The 19643-nt window shown below is 45.3% G+C and carries 17 protein-coding genes and 2 pseudogenes; 5 read left to right on the top strand and 14 right to left on the bottom strand.

Translation table 11 applies throughout. The features are described 5' to 3' along the window. Positions 1-22 precede the first annotated feature (22 nt). Complete coding sequence (locus AC0YOD_RS00185) at positions 23-724, top strand: alpha/beta fold hydrolase (RefSeq protein ID WP_475797247.1); 702 nt, start codon at positions 23-25, stop codon at positions 722-724. 260 nt (positions 725-984) lie between these two features. Then, entirely contained in the window at positions 985-1407 is a 423-nt protein-coding gene (locus tag AC0YOD_RS00180) for a transposase (protein WP_475797246.1), read from the top strand. Positions 1408-2156: 749 nt separating this feature from the next. Here the strand turns inward: AC0YOD_RS00180 and AC0YOD_RS00175 are convergent. The 9 genes and pseudogenes from AC0YOD_RS00175 to AC0YOD_RS00135 all read right to left on the bottom strand — a co-directional run bounded on the left by AC0YOD_RS00175 (position 2157) and on the right by AC0YOD_RS00135 (position 11232). Next, the gene (locus AC0YOD_RS00175) at positions 2157-3083 is read right to left on the bottom strand and encodes a carbohydrate ABC transporter permease (RefSeq protein ID WP_475797245.1); all 927 of its coding nucleotides are present in this window, start codon (positions 3081-3083) and stop codon (positions 2157-2159) included. A 12-nt stretch (positions 3084-3095) separates the two neighbouring features. Beyond that, the gene (locus tag AC0YOD_RS00170; RefSeq protein ID WP_475798311.1) at positions 3096-3995 is read right to left on the bottom strand and encodes an ABC transporter permease; all 900 of its coding nucleotides are present in this window, start codon (positions 3993-3995) and stop codon (positions 3096-3098) included. A 145-nt stretch (positions 3996-4140) separates the two neighbouring features. Next, positions 4141-5856 carry an ABC transporter substrate-binding protein gene (locus AC0YOD_RS00165; RefSeq protein ID WP_475797244.1) on the bottom strand — a complete coding sequence of 572 codons (1716 nt, stop codon included), beginning with the start codon at positions 5854-5856 and terminating at the stop codon, positions 4141-4143. A 152-nt stretch (positions 5857-6008) separates the two neighbouring features. Then, on the bottom strand, positions 6009-7070 hold the full coding sequence (locus AC0YOD_RS00160; protein ID WP_475797243.1) for a response regulator transcription factor: 1062 nt from the start codon (positions 7068-7070) through the stop codon (positions 6009-6011). 19 nt (positions 7071-7089) lie between these two features. Next, on the bottom strand, positions 7090-8850 hold the full coding sequence (locus tag AC0YOD_RS00155) for a cache domain-containing sensor histidine kinase (RefSeq protein ID WP_475797242.1): 1761 nt from the start codon (positions 8848-8850) through the stop codon (positions 7090-7092). 18 nt (positions 8851-8868) lie between these two features. Next, positions 8869-9981 (bottom strand): response regulator transcription factor, encoded by a 1113-nt coding sequence (locus AC0YOD_RS00150; RefSeq protein WP_475797241.1) that lies wholly within the window; start codon positions 9979-9981, stop codon positions 8869-8871. 511 nt (positions 9982-10492) lie between these two features. After that, positions 10493-10663, bottom strand: a pseudogene (locus tag AC0YOD_RS00145) (carboxylesterase family protein); the annotation flags it as partial. Positions 10664-10744: 81 nt separating this feature from the next. Next, complete coding sequence (locus AC0YOD_RS00140) at positions 10745-11023, bottom strand: ABC transporter permease subunit (protein ID WP_475797240.1); 279 nt, start codon at positions 11021-11023, stop codon at positions 10745-10747. Further along, positions 10993-11232: a hypothetical protein gene (locus tag AC0YOD_RS00135; protein WP_475797239.1), complete on the bottom strand. Its 240-nt coding sequence runs from the start codon at positions 11230-11232 to the stop codon at positions 10993-10995. Before AC0YOD_RS00135 ends, AC0YOD_RS00140 begins: the two co-directional genes overlap by 31 nt. Before the next feature lie 494 nt (positions 11233-11726). Between AC0YOD_RS00135 and AC0YOD_RS00130 the strand changes: the two genes are divergently transcribed. Then, positions 11727-12059, top strand: coding sequence for a ribosomal protein L7/L12 (locus tag AC0YOD_RS00130; protein ID WP_475797238.1), 333 nt, complete (start codon positions 11727-11729; stop codon positions 12057-12059). Between the two features lie 244 nt (positions 12060-12303). Here AC0YOD_RS00130 and pflA read toward each other — a convergent pair whose 3' ends face one another. The 3 genes from pflA to AC0YOD_RS00115 form a co-directional block, all read right to left on the bottom strand. Continuing rightward, on the bottom strand, positions 12304-13041 hold the full coding sequence (pflA, locus tag AC0YOD_RS00125; protein WP_475797237.1) for a pyruvate formate-lyase-activating protein: 738 nt from the start codon (positions 13039-13041) through the stop codon (positions 12304-12306). A gap of 36 nt (positions 13042-13077) precedes the next feature. Further along, positions 13078-15348, bottom strand: a complete 2271-nt coding sequence (gene pflB / locus AC0YOD_RS00120; RefSeq protein ID WP_475797236.1) for a formate C-acetyltransferase — start codon at positions 15346-15348, stop codon at positions 13078-13080. A gap of 119 nt (positions 15349-15467) precedes the next feature. After that, positions 15468-15668, bottom strand: a complete 201-nt coding sequence (locus tag AC0YOD_RS00115) for a hypothetical protein (protein WP_475797235.1) — start codon at positions 15666-15668, stop codon at positions 15468-15470. A gap of 322 nt (positions 15669-15990) precedes the next feature. Between AC0YOD_RS00115 and AC0YOD_RS00110 the strand changes: the two genes are divergently transcribed. Continuing rightward, complete coding sequence (locus AC0YOD_RS00110) at positions 15991-17385, top strand: RNA polymerase sigma factor (RefSeq protein WP_475797234.1); 1395 nt, start codon at positions 15991-15993, stop codon at positions 17383-17385. A 209-nt stretch (positions 17386-17594) separates the two neighbouring features. Here AC0YOD_RS00110 and AC0YOD_RS00105 read toward each other — a convergent pair whose 3' ends face one another. After that, positions 17595-18230, bottom strand: coding sequence for a DUF6944 family repetitive protein (locus AC0YOD_RS00105; protein ID WP_475797233.1), 636 nt, complete (start codon positions 18228-18230; stop codon positions 17595-17597). A gap of 261 nt (positions 18231-18491) precedes the next feature. Here AC0YOD_RS00105 and AC0YOD_RS00100 point away from each other — a divergent pair, with 261 nt between their 5' ends. Beyond that, positions 18492-19097 (top strand): hypothetical protein, encoded by a 606-nt coding sequence (locus AC0YOD_RS00100; protein ID WP_475797232.1) that lies wholly within the window; start codon positions 18492-18494, stop codon positions 19095-19097. 259 nt (positions 19098-19356) lie between these two features. Here AC0YOD_RS00100 and AC0YOD_RS00095 read toward each other — a convergent pair. After that, a pseudogene (locus tag AC0YOD_RS00095) lies at positions 19357-19542 on the bottom strand (sigma factor-like helix-turn-helix DNA-binding protein); the annotation flags it as partial. Positions 19543-19643 lie beyond the last annotated feature (101 nt).

Raw genomic sequence — 19643 nt, 5'->3', positions numbered from 1 at the left:
CATTCCTGCTTGTCCATGGTTCTTGGGCAGATGCCCACTTCTGGACGGCGTAGCTGCGGTGCTGCGCAGTCAAGGGCATGCCGTCTATACGCCGGAATACGCAGGTCATGGCACAGATCCGAATAAAAATGTCACACATGCAATGATCACGAAGTCCGTCGTCGACTTTATAACGATGCTGAATCTGCGCGACATCGTTCTCGTTGGGCATAGTTTCGGTGGATCAGTCATCCAGAAGGTTGCCGAAAAGGTACCGGACCGCATCAAGCGCCTCGTCTTCTGGGACGCATTCGTATTGAAAGACGGCGAATCACTTGCCGACGAGTTGCCGCCTCAAACGAGGCAGGGTTTCGAGCAGCTCAGAGCCGGATCGAAAGACGATACAATCATGCTTCCGTTTCCCCTATTCCGGGATTTATTCGTCAATACGGCAACCTTCGAGGAAGCCAAACAGTTTTATGCAAGTGTCAGTCCAGAACCAGCGAAACCACTTTTCGAGAAACTGGATCTTAAAGCGTTCTATACACTGCCTACACACAAAAGTTATGTCTATTTCTACCAAGACAACGTATTGCCACAAGGAGAGGGCTTCGGCTGGAATCCGCATATGTCCTCGCGGCTCGGACTATTCCGACTAATCGTCGGCGACGAGGACCACTTTACGGATACACGCACAAGGCCAGGCATGCTGGCGCAGAAGCTTTACGAGGCGGGTCGGAACTGATAGGGAGCGAAATTTCCGACATAATTGTTGCGTAATCCAGCGACGTCCTGCTGATCAAAGCTCATGCGTACAATGCTTGGGCTTTTTTGTCTATGCATTTATAGATGATGAATCGCACACGAAGATAGAATGGAAAAGGAAGGACTGGATCTCTCATCCATAGAAATCTTTTCAAAAGATAACCCGTGCTTTTGTGAAATTATCCCCTTTAAGTAGACAGTGCGAAGAAAGCGCACTACAGTTTACTTGGAGGTTTTTTTATGGGCGAAAAAAGAAAGACTTACGATGTTGAATTTAAGAGAAAAGCGGTTCAAATGTACCTGGAGAATAAGTTATCTTACAAGTCAATTGCGAGGGATCTTAGTATAAAACGTTCAATGGTAAGAAGATGGGTCATACAATACGAACAGGAGGGGCTAACGGGTCTTGAGGAGAGGCGTGGTAAGGCCTCTGGCGTTAATGTTGGTCGTCCAAGGACAAAACCAATGAGCGTAGAAGGTGAGCTTGTAAGGATACGTGCGGAGAATGATGATTTAAAAAGCTGTGGGTGTTACAAAGAAGCAAAGGACAAGCATAGCGTTTTTACAAGCAGCGTGACAAATTCCGCTCGGGTAAAGCTGCAAGCAGAATCAAAAGTCGTTTCCGATGAGCTTTTGACGATACCGTACTCTGCTAACGCATGAATCGCTCTTCGGCTTCAGCTTGAATTTCTGTATCAAAGGTAGAACAAAATAACGTCTTTACTGTTGAGCAATCCTGCTCTTTAGCTCAATGGCCTGCAGAACATAGCTACTTTATAAAACACAACCCGCTGTCATGTTCCTTTAACGCCTTATACATTTCTATGCTATGAATCACGTGAACGACTTATCAATATCATCAAGAGTATCATTATACTTTCCAAAAGTAAGAATAGCCGAGCTCCATAACAATCGACTACTGAGCTTACTTCATCCGAGCTATAAAGTCCGTTATTGTAGTCTCCTATCGTGAGCCCCGTCATTAATAAAAGATGTCTACCTGATAAATCCCCATACCGCTGCACATAAATAGAACTTCTCCTAGTATGGAAAAATCGACAGTTCTATATTAAAAATTATACAGAATCTTTCACTTAGCGTTTATTCCAAAAATGATATTCTAATAATCATACAGATTAACAAGCAGGTGGCTTGTGAATGATTCAATTATTTATAGATTCAAGAGCCAAACATGCCTATTCAACATCCAGTTACTAAATAGCACAGCCCCCTTTCAAAGAAAAGGAGGCTGTGCCCTGAGGAAATATACACCCAGCAGTCGGAGAACAAGTCGCAGATCCCAAATGAGAAAAATGTTTCACGCGAGAGAATATCTCGCATATTGCCAATTGACGTTAGTTTGCATTCCTGAGATAACTGCCGGTATTCTAACCATCAACCAGGCGCCGACATTACTCTTTCACGCTGCCTAACTGCAATCCCGCGACGAAATGCCGTTGCAGGAACGGATATACAACCAGAATCGGCACCGATGCAACCATTGTAATGGCGGCTCGGATTGACAGCGGCGTAATCATCGTTGCGGTATCTCTAGCAGCTGTAGACGACAAACTCGGATTAGCATTGGAATTCACCGTTGAAGACATCAACCTCATCAGCTCGAATTGAAGCGTGCTCAGGTTCTGCTTGGAAGAGGCAAAGATAAAAGTGTCGAACCAGGTGTTCCATTGGCCGACGGCAGTGAACAGCGCTATCGTCGCAATCACCGGCGTACAAAGCGGTAATATGAGGCTAAAGAATACCCGGAAGTCACTCGCGCCGTCTATCTTAGACGATTCGATCAAGCTTTCCGGCAGCGTATAAATGTAGGTGCGGACGACAAGCAAGTTAAACGCGCTGATCAGCCCCGCCCCAGCTCCTGGAAACAGAATATAAACAAGGAATGTATTCAGCAGGTGAAGATCCTTGATCAAAAAATACGAAGGAATGAGCCCGGCGCTGAAATACATCGTAAGTATAAAAATCAGCGTGACGGGTTTGCGGAACATATACTCCTTACGACTAATCGTATACGCCAGCATAGTGGTCAGGAAGACGCTGACCACCGTGCCGATCACAGTCCGGGCGACGGACACCCAAAATGCATGGTAAACTTTTCCTGTTGCGAATACCGCTTCATAGTTCTTAAAGGTCCATTCCCGCGGCCATACGTAGATGCCGCCGCGCGTCGTATCGATGCCAGCGTTGAACGAGATTGCAAGCGTGTTAAGGAACGGATACAACGTGACAACCGCGACGAACAACATAAATAAAACGTTGAACGTATGAAACAGGAACGGCTCCGTCCTAAATTTTTTGTTTTTGATGGCTGTTTGCATGCGGAGCCCCCCTTAAATAAGTCGCTCTTCACCGAGACGCTTGGCAATTAAATTCGCACTGTAGAGTAGTATGATGCTGACGACAGTTTTAAATATGCCGGCTGCGACGCCTAACGAGTAGTTCCCGATTTTAAGACCGTATTTCAGTACGAATATGTCGATCGTCTCCGACCAGTCGAGCACTTGTCCGTTGCCTAGAAAATATTGAATGTCGAAGCCGCCTCCGTTCAAAATCCAACCGACGTTCATGATCAGCAGGATGACGATAATCGGCCTGATGCTAGGCAGCGTGATGCTCCATATTTTACGGTAGCGCCCAGCGCCGTCTACCTCCGCCGCTTCGTACAAGGACGGGTCGACAGATGCAATTGCCGCCAAGTAAATGATCGTGTTCCAGCCGACTTCCTTCCAGACGTTGGTCATCCCAACTATTCCCCAGAAGTACTTGCCTTCACCCAGCCAGAGAATCGGTTCATTGATGATATGGAGCTTCACAAGCACGATGTTCACGATGCCACCTTCAGTGGACAACGACATCGAGACGAGACCGCACACAATAACCCAAGATAGAAAGTGCGGAAGATACGAGATGGTCTGGATTAACCGCTTGAAGCCTGTTTTCTTAATTTCGTTCAGCAGCAACGCCAAGCCGATCGCCGTGGCGAACCCGAGGATGAGCGAGATGAAGCTCATCGCGATCGTATTGCGAAGTACTCGAGTGAAGCCTTCATCCATAAACAGAAACTTGAATTGATCCAATCCGACCCAGGTCTGATTAAAGATAGAGACTCCCGTCATTGGCTTAAAATCCTGGAACGCCATCAGCCAGCCCCAGAGGGGACCGTAGGCAAAGAGCAGAACGTATAAGACCATTGGGAAAGACATGATGATCAACTGTCGCTGGCGGACCATCTTCCTCCAGAACTTTTCGGTCCGCGGAGCGGACTGAGTTGCAATTTCAACCTTGTGGACCGTATGCTGCGGCATTACTTCCGCCTCCTGTCTCGAACGAGCGGAAGGCTGGAACAATAGCTCCAACCTTCCGCCCTCCTTCGTCTTATTTACTCGTCCAATTGTCTATGCGCCATTTGAGTTGTTCGTTGACTCGATCCAGATAAGCGTTCGTATCCACTTTGCCCATCTGCCCTACATACTCAGACCATACTTCTTCGAACTTTTCCGGTTTGCTCAAGATCGCCTTCGGCAAGTACTTGAAGTCCAGATCCTTCATCTTCTGGTTGGCTACTTTCGCAGCGGATCCTTCGATGAGGTCGATGTTCCATGCCGGGTACGACACGCGGTTCTCCGGCGGAGTCGAGAAGAAGTCGGTCCATGTTTTGTAACCGTAGGCAGTCAACAGCTCTTTGTCGATGTCCTTCAAGTTTGCGAAGAATTCGTCCGGCTGGTTGCCCGCACCGTCGGCGTTTCCGTCTGGATAGTTTCCTTCCAATTTAGGAAGATAGCCCCAGAGCGATTCCGCTTTGTTCTTCTGCTTCCAAGTGACGTCTTCTTGTTGTTTGCGCATTTCCGGCGTGCGGTAGTAGAGTCCTTTGTCGCCGACGAGATAGTCGACGCCTTCTTCGCCCCAGCTGAGGCGCTTCTGCCACTGTTCCGAGAGCATCGTGTCGATGAACTTGATAATTTTCACCGGATTCTCAGCGTTGATTGTAATGCCGAATCCGTTACCCAAGTTGATCGGCGGACGATCAAGATAGTAGTCCTTCGTGTTCACGTCATAGACGAGTGGGAAGCCGACGTAAGTGCGATCGAACTTGCCTTGAGAAATGAGTGAATCATGGGCTTGCCCGAAGTTCCAGCGTTGGTCGAACATGCCGAGCACGCGGCCGCTGGACACCTTCGCCAGATACTGATCATAGTTTTGCGCGAAAGCTTCTTTGTCCATCAAACCTTTGGCATTGATTTCATTCAGCTTATTATAGTATGGCTTCGCCGTATCCGTTGCAGCAAATAGTGTTGCGATGTTTGTATTCGGATCGACGAGGACGCCGCCGTCGTTCGGATGGCCGGCTAAATGTTGTGGTGCGTTGCGCAGGCCCCAGTCGCGCCAGTCGAAAGCGAGCGAAGAAAAACCGATTGTCGGTTGGCCGTCGATCTCAGGGTACTTGGCCGCGTAATCTTCTATCAGCTTGAAGTATTCGTCCAGCGTCTTAATTTTCGGATAGCCATATTCTTTAAGAATCGCCTTCTGGATATAGAATGCCGGTCCCATGTACTCCGTCGGCTTGAAGTCGCCTTGATAGACACCGTAGTTCGGCAGCCAGTAGATGTGACCATCCGCTGGATCTTTCAATTGTTCCCACACTTTTCCAAATTGCTTCTTCAAGTTCGGCGCGTTCTGCTCAATCAAGTCTTCCAGCGGAATGACTGCTTTGGCCGCCGTCAGCTTCGTATTCGCCGTAATCATGTCAGGGTAATCGCCACCGGCGATCATAACGCCGAGCTTCTGTTCGATATCACCGACCAGATATTCTTCCTTTAATGTTATTCCGAGCTTCTCTTTAATTTCTTGATAGATCTTGTTGTCGTCCGTCGGGATAGGTCCCGTAGCAGCCGTAAACAGGGAGATGGTGAACGGCTCCACTTTCGTTTCAGTTGAGCTGACTTCGTTCTTGGAAGTACTTGTGCTCTGCGGCGGAGTTGATGACGAGCTGTCGTCATTGTTTCCGTTATTGGAACAGCCTGACGTAACGATACTAAACGTCAGAATCAACATGAGCAGCCAAAAGGCCGCTTTTCTAGTTCGAACTCTCATGTTAAATCCCCCTTATAGAATGTGACGCAAGACGGTGCGCAATCGTCTTGCTGCTTTTATGATAGCGCTTTCTTAATTACCGTTACAATTCACATATTAAATGCGTATCCCCCTCAAAAATCGGTTTCGAAAGTCATTTTTTTCTCGAAGCTTCACCCTCCCGAGGCTCGGTATTCCACCGGTATCTTCCCCGTGCGCCGTTCAAAATGCTGCAAAAAATAATGGTAGTGCGCATAACCCACCTGCTCAGCAATAGTGCCGATCGGCTCGTTGGTACCGCGAAGCTTCTCGCATGCCTCGGCGATTCGCAAATCGTGCATCCTATCCAGCAAGCCACAGCCGAATTTGTCTTGATATGCCCTACCCAGATAAACAGGGTTCAGATAAAACCGTGCCGCTATGTCCCTAATCGATAGCGGGCTGCGATAATTCTCAGTGACGTACCGGTCGATCTCGGTCAACGTATTGCCGGGCCTGTGTTCGCGCAGCGATTGTAGTGCTCTAATCGCCTGCTCTGCATACGAGAGAATTCGCATCCGCACAGGCTCCAGCTCGGCAGCCTCGCGGAATGAATTCGGGCGGGGTAGCAGCAACAAGGCCGGATCTCCACCGGATTCGCGAATCAACTTGCTATATTGGACGGTCAATGAGCCCGCGAACAGCTCGGCCCATTCAAACGACTGGTTGCCCATCTTCCGGAATAAGCTGTCGATCTCTTCCGCCGCCCGTACCACGTCAGCATCTTCGATCGCTTGCAGCACGTCTTTCATCTGTTGCGCCGCCAGCGCCGGTAACGATGCCTCTTCACCGTCTACCGCCTTCCGGAGCGCCCTATTGGTGTCAAGCCGCATGCGAATTTGCGACAGCACCTCAGCCGCCTCTTCTTCGATGATCGGCTTCAGTAAATAGTAATGGACGCCGAGCTGCATGGCGCGTTTGGCGAACGCAAATTCGCTGTAGGCACTGAGTACAATGAATTCGGTCGGGGCTCCCCGCTCCCCTTGCAATTGTCCGATCAACTCCAATCCGTCCATCTGCGGCATCCGGATATCCGTAACGATAACATCCGGCATAAGCTCACGCGCAGCCGACAGAGCCTCGGCGCCGTTCTCGCATACCCCGCAGACGCGGAAGCCGTGCCCTTCCCAATCCACGAACATTTGCAAGCCTTCAATCGCCCACGGTTCGTCATCCACCAGCAGCACCGAGTACATCTCTTCTGCTCCCTTCATCTTATGGAAAGGCAGGAATCCGAAAGCTGACTCGCGTGCCTTCGTCTGGACGACTGTCAATGTAAAAATCGACACGCTCCCCGTAATGAAGCCGCAGCCGCTTATATACGTTGCGCATTCCCACGTTCTCGTCAGAATCGAGACTGCCGTTCATCATGCTTCGGATTTCGTTTAATCGTTCCTCATCCATGCCTTTGCCATTATCTTCGACCTGCACATACAAATAAGTGTTCATGCGCCGTGCTTCAATTCGAATAACGCGCTGCCCTTTGACCGCCTGCAGCCCGTGCTTACACGCATTTTCTACAAGCGGTTGAATACACATTTTCGGAACCAGACAGTTTGCAGCTTCCTCTTCGATGTTGAATACGTAGTCGAACCGGTCCGCAAACCGGAACTTTTCTATTTTTAAATACATTTCCGTAAAATGAAGCTCGTCCCGCAAGGTGACGGCGGCATCGGACCAACTGAGCATCCGTCGAAGCAATTGGGACAAGTTGCGGATGATGTCGGTCACTTCCGTATAGCCGTTCTTCGCACTGACGACGAGCAGGGCGTTTAACGTATTAAACAAAAAATGAGGGTTTACCTGGCTTTGTAACAGCTTCATCTCGGCACGAATCTGCTCCAACTGCATGTCCTTCTGCTGAATTTCGAGCTTGTAGACATCATTGATGAGCGACTCGATCTGAGCGACCATCCGGTTGTAGCTGCGGATCAAACCGCCGATCTCATCCTTTCCTTCGCGCAACACGATCAGGTCGAACTTCTCGTTCTTCGCTTTCTCCATGTGGCGGGAAAGCCGGCGAATCCGGTAATTGTACGAACGCAGCATGATGAAAATGAGCGACGTTGGCAGCAACGTACTGATGGCAGCCAACATCCAGATGAAGTGCTTTGAGCTCTGAACGGTCGACTGGAAGCGCTCCTCTTCTGCTAGACCGACAAGCGTCCAATTGCGGATATAGGAAGGGTTGCCTAAGGGGCTTCGGAACATCAGCCCATCATTCTCACCGCTGTCCGTTGACCCGGTCAACTTCATGTACTGGGAGGAGGGGAACAGCACCTGATCTTGCGGATCCAGCATACTGAGTGTCATGTATGGCTTCTCCTGTTCCAAAATCTCGTCGAAGCTGCTGAGTTTAAGATCAATTCGCAAATACTTGGCATAGTTCCCGTACAGCGGATACTCGTTCATTTTGCGCACGATGCTGAAATATTCTTTATTAGCTTTCGCGTTCATAGGATCAACGCTGGTGTACATCAAGACATTGACGGCCGATGGCGACTTGGAAGCGGCCTCGTACCAGGGACTATGCTTCGCAGCTTCGTCCAGCATGAAGTAATTGCTGCCGCTCACGACCGTCGGATTTGACGTGAACACCGAAATATTCTCTACGTACGTATAGGCGGACATGAACGGCCTCATCTTACCGTTCAGTACCTCATTGAAGCTTTCGTAGAAATCGACAATATCGACGTATTCCTTGTCCAGCACCTCGTATAAGGTACGATCTGTCGCGACAGAATGGCTTAGCGTTACACCACCTTCAATCATGTCCGTAGCCTTCTTGGCCGCTCGCTCGATCACCATCTGAAGATTATTTTGCTCCCGGGATTGTATGTTTTCCGACATTTGCTGAAAAAAAAGAACGTTGATTGTGAGGATAGGCACCAGAACGCAAAGCAGGTAGATAAGCGTGAACTTCCATTTGAGTGGAATGTTGTTAACGAAGCTAAGCCAGCCGATCTGCCTATGCATGCAGAGACCTCCTTAAAATCAGAAGTTTTTGTATTGAGAGGGGGTCATGTCCATCCATTGCTTGAATTTCGCGGCGAATTGTTCGGGGTCGGCGTATCCGACCGTCCGAGCCACGTCGGCGATTTTCAAATCTGTTCGCCGCAGAAGCTTGCGGCCTGCCTCAACCCGCGTACGGTGAACGTAGTCAAGGAAAGACATGCCTATCTGCTTTTTGAACAAATATCCTAGATAAGCAGGCTGAAAATGAAGTATTCTCGCGATAGTTTGCAGTTGAAGAGGCTCGTGGTAGCGTTCCCGGATTAACCGGGCTGCCTCCCAAGCGATACCGGTCATGGACCGCTGCCGTGCAAACTGCTCCGCCACTTTGTGAGCGAACGATGCCAAGACGTCCGGCCAACGGTCTGCCCTGTTGGGCAGGATCGGAAGTGGGAGGCCATATTCGCGTTCCGAGGCCGAGTTCGCCACCTCTCCCTCCATCACTTTCCATATCAATTCCAATAACACGTTTGACAAGAAAACTTTACCCGCCTCTCCATCGCCTCCGAACGAAAGCTCTAGTTGGCGGCACAGCTCTTCAGCCGCTTCGTTAATCGCCACCCTGCCTCCAGCTACAATCGCCAGAAACAGACGGTCCTCCGCATCAAATATTGGATCGCCGGCCTCCGGAACGTTCCAATCCGCTACCAACGGCGGGGCCGTAGATTGGGAATCCACGGTAGCTCCACCGTCTCGATGCGACCATTCACTGTGAAGTTTCACGAGCGAAGCGTGAATTTCCTCAACATCGATCGGCTTCAACCAGTAATCGAGCACTCCGCAAGTCAGTGCTTTCCGGGCGGACGTAAAATCATCATGCCCGCTAAGAATGACGAAGCGGCAAGGCGCGTTCAAAACCTTTGTGCAGTACTCGATCAACTGCAGCCCATCCATTACAGGCATGCTGATATCCGTCACGACCAGATCAGGGCTAAGTTCCTGTATTCGGTCCATTGCTTCATCTCCATCGCACGCTTCGCCGCAGACATGGAAGCCGTGGCTTTCCCAATCGATCATGAACGCCAAGCCTTCCAGTACAAGCGGTTCATCGTCTACAAGCAGAACGGTGTAGATCGGGATCCTCTCCCCTCTCAAAGGTATTCATATTATATCATTCAATTGAATGCGTTTTCATAGATGATTATTTAAATACTGGAGCGGAATAGTATATCTTACTATTCCGCTCCAACCTATCCCATGAAGAGTTTTACTCCAATGTAAAAGACGCTAAACTGGCATTCCCCATGCTATTAAAAGTAAAATATATAACGTTTGTATGCCGTCCGGGAGGCCTTGATTTTAACCTTTCGAATTCCTTTACAATCGAAATATTTAAATCCAGCTGTAGCCGAGTCCTGCACAATATGGGTAGTTTCATACTTTTCACTTAATGAGACAACTAAAAATGGTTTATGAAGGCGCTCTCCTTTATCGTCAGTTTTATTGTATTTTTCTGTAAGTATATTTGTCAATGTATCGTAATAGTTGTATTTACATATTTCGCAACAGAATCGCTGCATACTTATATTATTTCAAATTTTGCGATGGTCATAGAAGTTGTAACGGTAGTAAAAAACTTAATACACTTCGTTGGAATCGAGGGAATAGCGGACTGCCCGCCGATGGTGATATTGTTTGGGTCGCCGCCGAAAGCTTCACTATTGCACTTGACCCATCTTGTAGCCGCCTGTTGGTCGAGGTTGCCGAAGTTGGCGGGAGCTTCCGGAGCTTCCGTCGAAATTTCGGGATGGGCTAAAAACCCGAAAACATTCAGACGATCAAATAGTTCTGGAAATGTATTTGCTGCGGGTATAATACAAAATCACCTCTGGCGCTGATATCGTTGGCACTTATTGTATTAATAATGATAGAGTAAAATGGAAATATACAAATTAGAGCAAAAAGCGTAGTCTAGAACCTGTATGTTATCTTTATTAAATGCATTTTGAAATACGAAATATTGCGTCAGACCATTATTCAGGAAGCTCGCAATTTGCAGCATCAACAAAACAATATAGGTGGACATCAGACTTTGTAATATAACATGTCGGATAACATGTATTCTTGTCGCACCATCTACGCGGGCTGCTTCATAAAGAGATTCACCTATACTATTGCAAAAATCATTGGAAGCCATGAGAAGAGCAGGCCCAAGCCACTCATCTCAAAAGTATTTTTAATGACCTGAAGCAACTGGTCTATCTTTACTTGGTTTTCGACTAAGGAATGAAACCACTTTAAACCAACAAACGGCGATTGGAACAAAGGAGTCGGCGGTGTGTAGTCAAAGAATGCATAAGCCCAACCATACAGTGGGTAGTATGCAAAGGTTGCAAGAAGGCCCATGAATGGTAGTAAGTAGAGAATTCTATTTGCAAACGCTTCCAATTTTGCGGAAAGAAATATATCTCGATGTCCAAGTAACTAAAAAGAACGTCCCTATCAGTCGTTTCATTTCCTAATTATCCCGAACATCTCCGTTAATGTACTGTTTAGCCCACGATGAAATTTTCAACTTTATAATAAATTTTAAATTAGTCGCTGAATTATAACAATGATATATACAAACGTATAATTGATATATCCTAATATTTACTCGCCATCTCTTCGCCTTATAAAACTCATGATAAAGCTTCATCAACGCAGGATATCAATCAACGTAATCTCATTTCCTTCTTTGTCTGTGCCGATTGAATCATGCAAAGATACGTCCTTCCGTGTCTTCTTCAATGATCTCAAGTGTATAAGTATTTCATTCTCAAACCCGAATTTTACCTATTACATGTCCTGAATAAGTCATATGCTATAATGAACTATCATAAGAAACGGGGAGGTTTTAAATGGAAACCGTTGAAATTATTGCGCTCAGCGCACTCATACTGTCTCTCCTGCTGCTGCTAAAAGTGTTCAGCTTGCAGAGACAGCTGAATGAAATAAAATTCGATCTACAGTCGCCTAACAGTCGGCAGCTTATGTCTGGATTATCCAAACCAACTCAAAATATGACTTTCACTTCACCTGATATGAATCATGTCAGCCCCCAATCAGATCTTGACGACAATTTACGTATGCTGATTGCTTCTGGCAAAAGGATTCAAGCAATAAAAGAGTTCAGGGAAGCCAGCGGGCTAGGCCTCAAAGAAGCCAAGGATTATGTAGATAGCTTGGAGTGAGGTTTCTATTGAACCGCCTTCTCTCCCTATTCACAACTGGTATTGATTTTAGCCGATAGAATGCCCATTACTTTCTGGGACTTTTTACTTCAGTAACTCAATATATATCTTGATCGTTATTCTTAAATTGACTTTTTGCAAGGATGATCCCTCTAGGGAGAGTTTAACCCTTGAGATAGCGCCCATGCTGGGCGGACACAAAAAAAAGACGCACAATTGTTGCGCGTCTTAGATAATACGGTAACTATGAACGATATGACGCAAGTTTTCGAGCGTCCTCGATTATTTGCCCTGCACGTTCGACTTCCTGATCGCTGGGCGTTGGTACTCCTTCTAGCTCATAAACCCGTCCAAGCTGCTGCCATTTATATACGCCCATACGATGATATGGCAGTAATTCGAATTTCTCAACATTAGCAAGCTGTCCCATAAATTCACCTAATGCCATCAAATCCTCAGGTTGGTCTGTTATACCCGGAATAAGCACATGTCTGATCCAAGCCGGCTTATTACACTCTGACAACCATTTAGCGAATGTTAGTATCCGATCGTTAGGCTGTGTAGTAAGCCACTCATGCTTTTCCTTATTAATTTGCTTCAAATCAAGCAATACAAGATCTGTATAATCGATAAGTTCGGAAGCGTTAGTCGTATCGCAAAATCCTGAACTATCCAATGCTGTATGCAAGCCAAACCTTTCCTTGCAAGCTTTAAACAGTTGAGCGACGAATGGTGCTTGAAGCGTTGGTTCTCCTCCTGTAACTGTGATCCCCCCGCCAGAACCCCTGTAGTAAGGTAAATAGGGCTCAATCTCCTGTAGGATTTCATCGACAGTTACTTGTCGCCCTGTTGCGGTATCCCATGTATCAGGGTTATGGCAAAACCGGCACTGCAATGCGCATCCCTGCATGAACAGGACAAAGCGTATACCGGGGCCGTCCACGGTGCCGAACGTTTCCATGGAATGAATGCGACCTTTCATGCAGGCCACGCTCCTTTCGATGATAGATTCAAGCTGTTAGATTTCCCCATGGAACGTGCGGCTAATGACATCCATTTGTTGCTCTCTTGTCAACTTAATGAAGTTTACGGCATAACCCGATACACGTATCGTAAGCTGAGGATAATTTTCCGGATGCTCCATCGCGTCCAGAAGCTGCTCTCGATTAAAGACGTTGACATTGAGATGATGACCGCCGCTTGTCGCATAACCGTCCAGCAATGCAGCAAGATTGTTGTAGCGTACATTGTCTTCTTTGCCGAGTGCTTTAGGAATGATCGAGAATGTATTCGAAATACCGTCCAAGCTGTGTTCATAAGGAATTTTTGCGACCGAAGCCAGTGAAGCGAGCGCTCCCTTTCGATCACGTCCGTGCATAGGATTGGCACCTGGAGCAAAAGGCTCACCAGCTTTACGGCCGTCTGGCGTACTTCCCGTTTTCTTTCCGTAAACGACGTTTGAAGTAATCGTAAGCACTGACAATGTCGGAATCGCATTACGATACGTCTTATGCGTGCGAAGACGGGCCATAAATCCTTCTACCAGCCCAATAGCTATTTGGTCAACACGGTCATCATTGTTGCCATATTGCGGGTATTCACCTTCGATTTCGAAGTCAATCGCAATTCCCTTTTCATTACGAATAGGGCGAACTTTCGTGTAGCGGATGGCGCTTAAGCTATCGGCAACAACTGATAATCCTGCTATACCGCATGCCATCGTTCTTACGATATCTCTGTCGTGAAGCGCCATTTCAATTCGCTCATAGCAGTACTTATCATGCATGTAGTGAATGACGTTCAGTGTATTCATATACAGCTTTGCTAGCCAATCCTGAACGATCTCGAAGTTTGCCTTCACGTCTTCATAATCCAGCACTTCCGACGTTAATGGTTTAATAGCCGGACCGATTTGAACGCCAAGTGTCTCATCTACGCCACCGTTTATCGCATAGAGTAATGCCTTAGCAAGATTAGCACGTGCACCGAAAAATTGCATTTGTTTCCCGATACGCATAGCAGATACACAACATGCAATTCCATAATCGTCTCCAAAATGCGGACGCATAAGATCATCGTTTTCATACTGGATCGAACTAGTTTCGACCGAGACGCGTGCACAATACTTTTTGAAGCTATCTGGCAACGCTGTTGACCAAAGAATCGTCAAGTTAGGTTCAGGTGCAGGTCCGAGATTGTAAAGCGTATGAAGGAAACGGAAAGAGTTGCGCGTCACATGTGACCTCCCGTTTAGCCCCATGCCGCCGACAGCTTCAGTTACCCATGTTGGGTCACCGCTGAACAACTCATTGTAATCTGGCGTACGTAGAAATTTCACAATTCTCAGCTTCATAACAAAATGGTCTACTAGCTCTTGAGCATCGTGTTCTGTTATTGCGCCTTCTTGTAGATCACGTTCGATAAAAATGTCTAGGAAGCTGGACACACGTCCAAGACTCATCGCCGCTCCGTTTTGTTCCTTAACTGCGGCAAGATAGGCAAAGTATAGCCATTGTACAGCTTCATGCGCATTAGCAGCAGGTACAGCAATATCGTAGCCATACGTAGCAGCCATTTGCTTCAATTCGGCTAGACTGCGTATTTGCTCGGAAAGCTCTTCGCGAAGTAAAATGACATTCCCTATCATATCGTCTTCTTCTAATTGGAGAAGTTCTTCTTTCTTAGCTTTAACGAGGCGATCAACACCATATAGTGCAACTCTGCGATAGTCTCCAATAATCCGACCACGACCATAAGCGTCTGGCAAGCCTGTGATGATGCCGGCTTTACGCGCAGCGCGCATATCAGTCGTATAAGCATCGAAAACACCTTGGTTATGCGTTTTCCGCAGTTCGGTAAATATGCGCTCAATCTCTGGCGATAGCTTATAACCGTAAGCTTCACAAGCATCAGCTGCCATTCTTACTCCACCAAATGGCTGAACGGCACGTTTCAATGGCGCATCGGTTTGCAATCCAACTATCTTTTCTTTTTCCTGATCAATATATCCGGGGTCATGCGACGTAATGCTGGATACTGTATTGACATCAATATCATGTACGCCGCCTCTATCCCGCTCCTCCTTGAGCAGTTCACTAACCTGTGCCCACAGCGCTACGGTATTTTCCGTTGGGCTTGCTAAGAAACTTTCATCACCTTCATATGAAGTAATGTTTCTTTCAATAAAAGATTGGACGTCGACGTTTTCCTGCCAGTTCCCTGCTGCAAAACCTCGCCATGCCTCTTGTGTTCCAGTCTGTTTCATGATTTCCTTTTCTGTCTTAGCCATGACTTAGCACCTCCATTTTGTTCATTAAGATTGATACTGAGATAAGCGATAATAGTCGTTCTCGTAATGAATAGTTCGGTTGAAATGACAATCGATTCCATGCTCGTTAAAGGTGGATTCTACATCTTCAGCCAATTGAGCTTATGCAGCAGTACCGAAAGCTTTATTATTTCTAAGCTGACCCTCGATCTTAACCACAAATGAATGATCATATAGTCCATGCAGAGGGTGTGGTCTTTAGTTTTAGAGAGTGCGAGTCCTGCATATATGCCGCTTAATAAGCCATTGCCTACAAAGTAATTGGTAATAATGGAAGCCATCAGCTTCTCCTCCTTGGAGATCTTCTTACATCTCCTTGATGGCTTAATCATATCGAAATCACTATTTGCTAACCATGACATTTATCACAATGAACTGTATTTATCTGCAAAAAATATATTTATGAGAAGAAATAGTCCACATCCGTCAAAATTTGTTCAAATGGAGGTTTAGAACGAAGTACTGCCACAGTGGGAAAACAGAGAGGGCAAAAAGAGACAAGTCTTTGAATTATAAACTTGCCTAATCTATTACCATCAAATCGCACATAGAGTTTATGCTGATTTCTGTGAAAAGCGGAGGAAATACAACAATGCAGCCTTTATGGCTGCAGCTTATTCTGATGACCACATGAAACATCCAACTGATCCTATTGACGAATTTATCAACCATGAACACGATAAAGATGCTATTCGTCTGATCATGCGGGAGATTTCTTTTTTATCAAAAATATATCGAGACGTCATGATCATGTACTATCTCGATGAGAGGAAAACATTGGATATTGCCTTAACTCTTGGAATTCCAGAAACAACTGTCAAACAACGATTATTTACTGCTCGAAACACCATCAGAAATGAGGTAAACAAATTGGAATCCACTTCATTAATTTTAAAGCCAATAAAACTTACTTTAGTAGGAACGGGAAGTCCGGGAGGGAACGACCCTAGAGTTAAAGCAGAACGAACCTTCTCGCAAAATCTAGTCTATCTATGCAAGGATACGCCCCGTAGTTCCAAAGAGCTTTCAGAACTACTTCATGTACCAATGCCATTTGTTGAGGAAGAACTAGACATTCAATGTCGCGGAGAGAACGGGTATTACGGTCTGCTTAGAAAGCTTGACAACAACAAGTTCATCTCGAATTTTATAATGATAGATGCCGATGACTATCTTAAAGTGAACGAGGTCTACAGTAGCTACACGACTGAATTAGTATCAAAGATAGAGAACTATCTTCATAACCAGAAAGATAAAATTCTCGAATTCCCTTTTCTCAATAAACAGATCGATATCAGATTCATCACTTGGTCGCTCATTTCTCGCTTTGTTTGGTCATTCGAGGAACAAGTTAGCCGAAAATTATCCGATACATATTTTCCAGATATTAAACTACTGCAAAGAGAGTTTTATGTATTTGGCTTTGCAACCAAAGAAAATGAACAACTCCGTTTGGGGTTTTATGGTTGTGATGGCATAACAGCTTCCAATATCTGCGGCTATCGTAAGATTTTCGCTGCTAATATTTATGGTGATCGTATTCAGAAGCGTTTTAGCTGCGGACATAATATTTCACAGGATCCGATCCTGATGATGACCTTAAACGCTATTTATGGGTTAGATGTGGATTCCTTAACGGAGGATGAGAAAGAAATTGCGGCCAAAGCAATTGAAAGAGGATATCTTAAAAAGACTGACACCAAGCTCTTTCCAAAAATTCTGGTCGTTGATGCAGCAGATGAAACGGCATTTCATGCATTAGTTGATGACTTTTCCAAAGAAATTGATGAGCTTGTCTTACCCATAGCCGATGCGTTGTATGGTTTCGTTAAAAAATACGTACCGCGTCACCTCATTCATGAGTACCATCAATTTGTACTACAAACGACAGCTGGCCTATTGAATGGAGTCATTGAACATTGTATAGAAACAGGTGTACTGTATCCTCCACAGAATCCCTACTGCGCCGAAGGTATTTGGATGATTGTAGAAAAATAAGATGGAACTTAAAGTAACTCCATTCTTAATGCTATTCACTGCCTTTGTTCTATTCGGCGGGGATTCATTTATGGCTACTCTCCGCCGACAATCACGGCATACAACCAGATAACATTCGAGATTTCTACAAAAGGCATCCAATCAAGATGGAATTATTCGTGCCCCTAAAATAATGCTCAGGTTTCCGCACTACTCATGCGTCGGATATCTTAATCATTGTAATCCGCAGCAAGTGCCGAAATAACCGTACCTACCGCTTGAGTCCAACTACCAATAGCATTCACACGTATTCCTTCCTCCGTATTAGGATTTGCATAGACCTGAAGTGCATTTCCAATTACTTGAATTATATTTCCAACATTGTCTAATGATTGGCTAAAGGTAAGATTTTCTTGTATGTTTATAGATACGCCTGCGCCTAATAATTGCAGGACATTACCTATTGTTTCTAATCGTTGACCCGATTGTTCATTTTTATCCAAAATCCCTATTACAACCGTTACATTACCGGAAGACTGTAGAATATCTCCTACTATATCCATAAATATCGGCTCATTATCAGTAGTTAAGGCACTCCCTACAGCTTGTAGAACATTTCCGACTAACCGCAAATCTGTTTTAATCGTTTCGGGCATGTTTTTAAAGGGGGTATCACCAATTGCTGCCACAATATTACCTACTGCCTCAACCCAACCGCCTATAATCGCAATAGTGTTTGAGTTATTTAATTCTGTTGATAGATTTGAGTCATTGGGGATGCGTAAATGTGTAGTTCTATTCTCTTTATTTTGCTTCTTTTTTAACTTGCGGCTATGTCGTTTATTTTTACTTTTAGAACTACTCACTCTTTTTCACCTACTGACAATTAAATCGACTTCATTCAGTATATGATAATGAATCAAATAAGTTAGATAACGCACTACATACCATAAGTCAGATGTAATATAAGGCTCAGGTCAGTCTTACCGTTTCGCCTTATAAAAGGATAATACTCTCCAGACCGAGATGTTATTTAACATAGTATTTGTTCAAAAGGCTAGACGAAAAAGGAAAAAGATGGTTTTATAAGAGTAATATAAAATTTGGATTATAGGAGTCCTTTTAATATGAGTGATTTAGTAAAATTACCGAAAGCTGCTGTCTTTGGGGCTGCAAATGGCGTAATGTTTATGACTTTTTTTGGAGCGCTTTGGGCTTCTATTGGTATTATTGGTTCACATGAACTTGGAGCTCCATGGTTACTTATTCTTTCGGGTATTGTGACATTCATCTTATTAGTCGGAGCCATTTCGCTTTTTGGTAAAGCTCGTAACATGAACAATTCTGTTACAACGATTGAGAGGGAACATTGGAAAAAAATAAATCGGAAATTTGGTTTGATCTTTGGTCTAGAAGGTCTTGCGATCTTTATTGCAAGTGTGCTTTGTAACATATTCAATCATTTTGAAGTCTTTTTCCCTATCATGGCAATCATTGTTGGTATTCATTTTTTCCCATTAGCTCAATTGTTTCGAGAAAATTTTTATTATGGTACAGGTGTTGTGCTCAGTATTTTAGGTATTATTTCTTTGTTTATACCAACCAATGCCACTTTTGGCGATGTATCTCTGGTTGCGACATCTACTTTTATCGGTTTTGGCTCTGCTTTGACGCTATGGGTAACAGGTTTGAGAATCTGGATAACCATACTCAAACAATTGAAACAAAATTAAAACCGTTCAACGTTTGGATGCATTCAATTGGTGCCACACTCTTCTATATGCCTGTCACGCCTCATGGTCTTCGGGTTTCATACACTCCAGCTTCGCAAGCTGAGCGTGTGAAGCGTCGAAATTGCATATTCTGATGGAATCGAACTAATTCTCGTGACGAACACATACCATTTCCCTTTACCTCATAAAAAATAAAGAACCACGTCTAAAAGACGTGGCACAAATAGATGATTATCTGAACTAAATTTGTAACAAGTACCTACCTTTTCTCCTTATAAAACTCAAGATAAACCCTCATCAACGCCCTTTTTTCTATCCTTGAAACATAACTCCGACTAATCCCAAGCTCTTTCGCGATCTCCCGCTGCGTCCGCACATCACCGCCATGCTCCAAGCCAAAGCGTCCAATAACAACTTCCTTCTCCCGATCATCCAATATATTTAATTGATCTGAACATGTCATGGTAAAAGCTGAACGATGCAGCCAGCTTGCTATCCTCCAGCTGCCCATGCCAAGTTGGAATTGATATCCTTGGCACTGAGGCG

Source organism: Paenibacillus sp. J31P13 (genome assembly GCF_056269295.1).
Note: the sequence above shows the minus strand (reverse complement) of the source record. Positions and strands in the feature narration are given on the sequence as shown.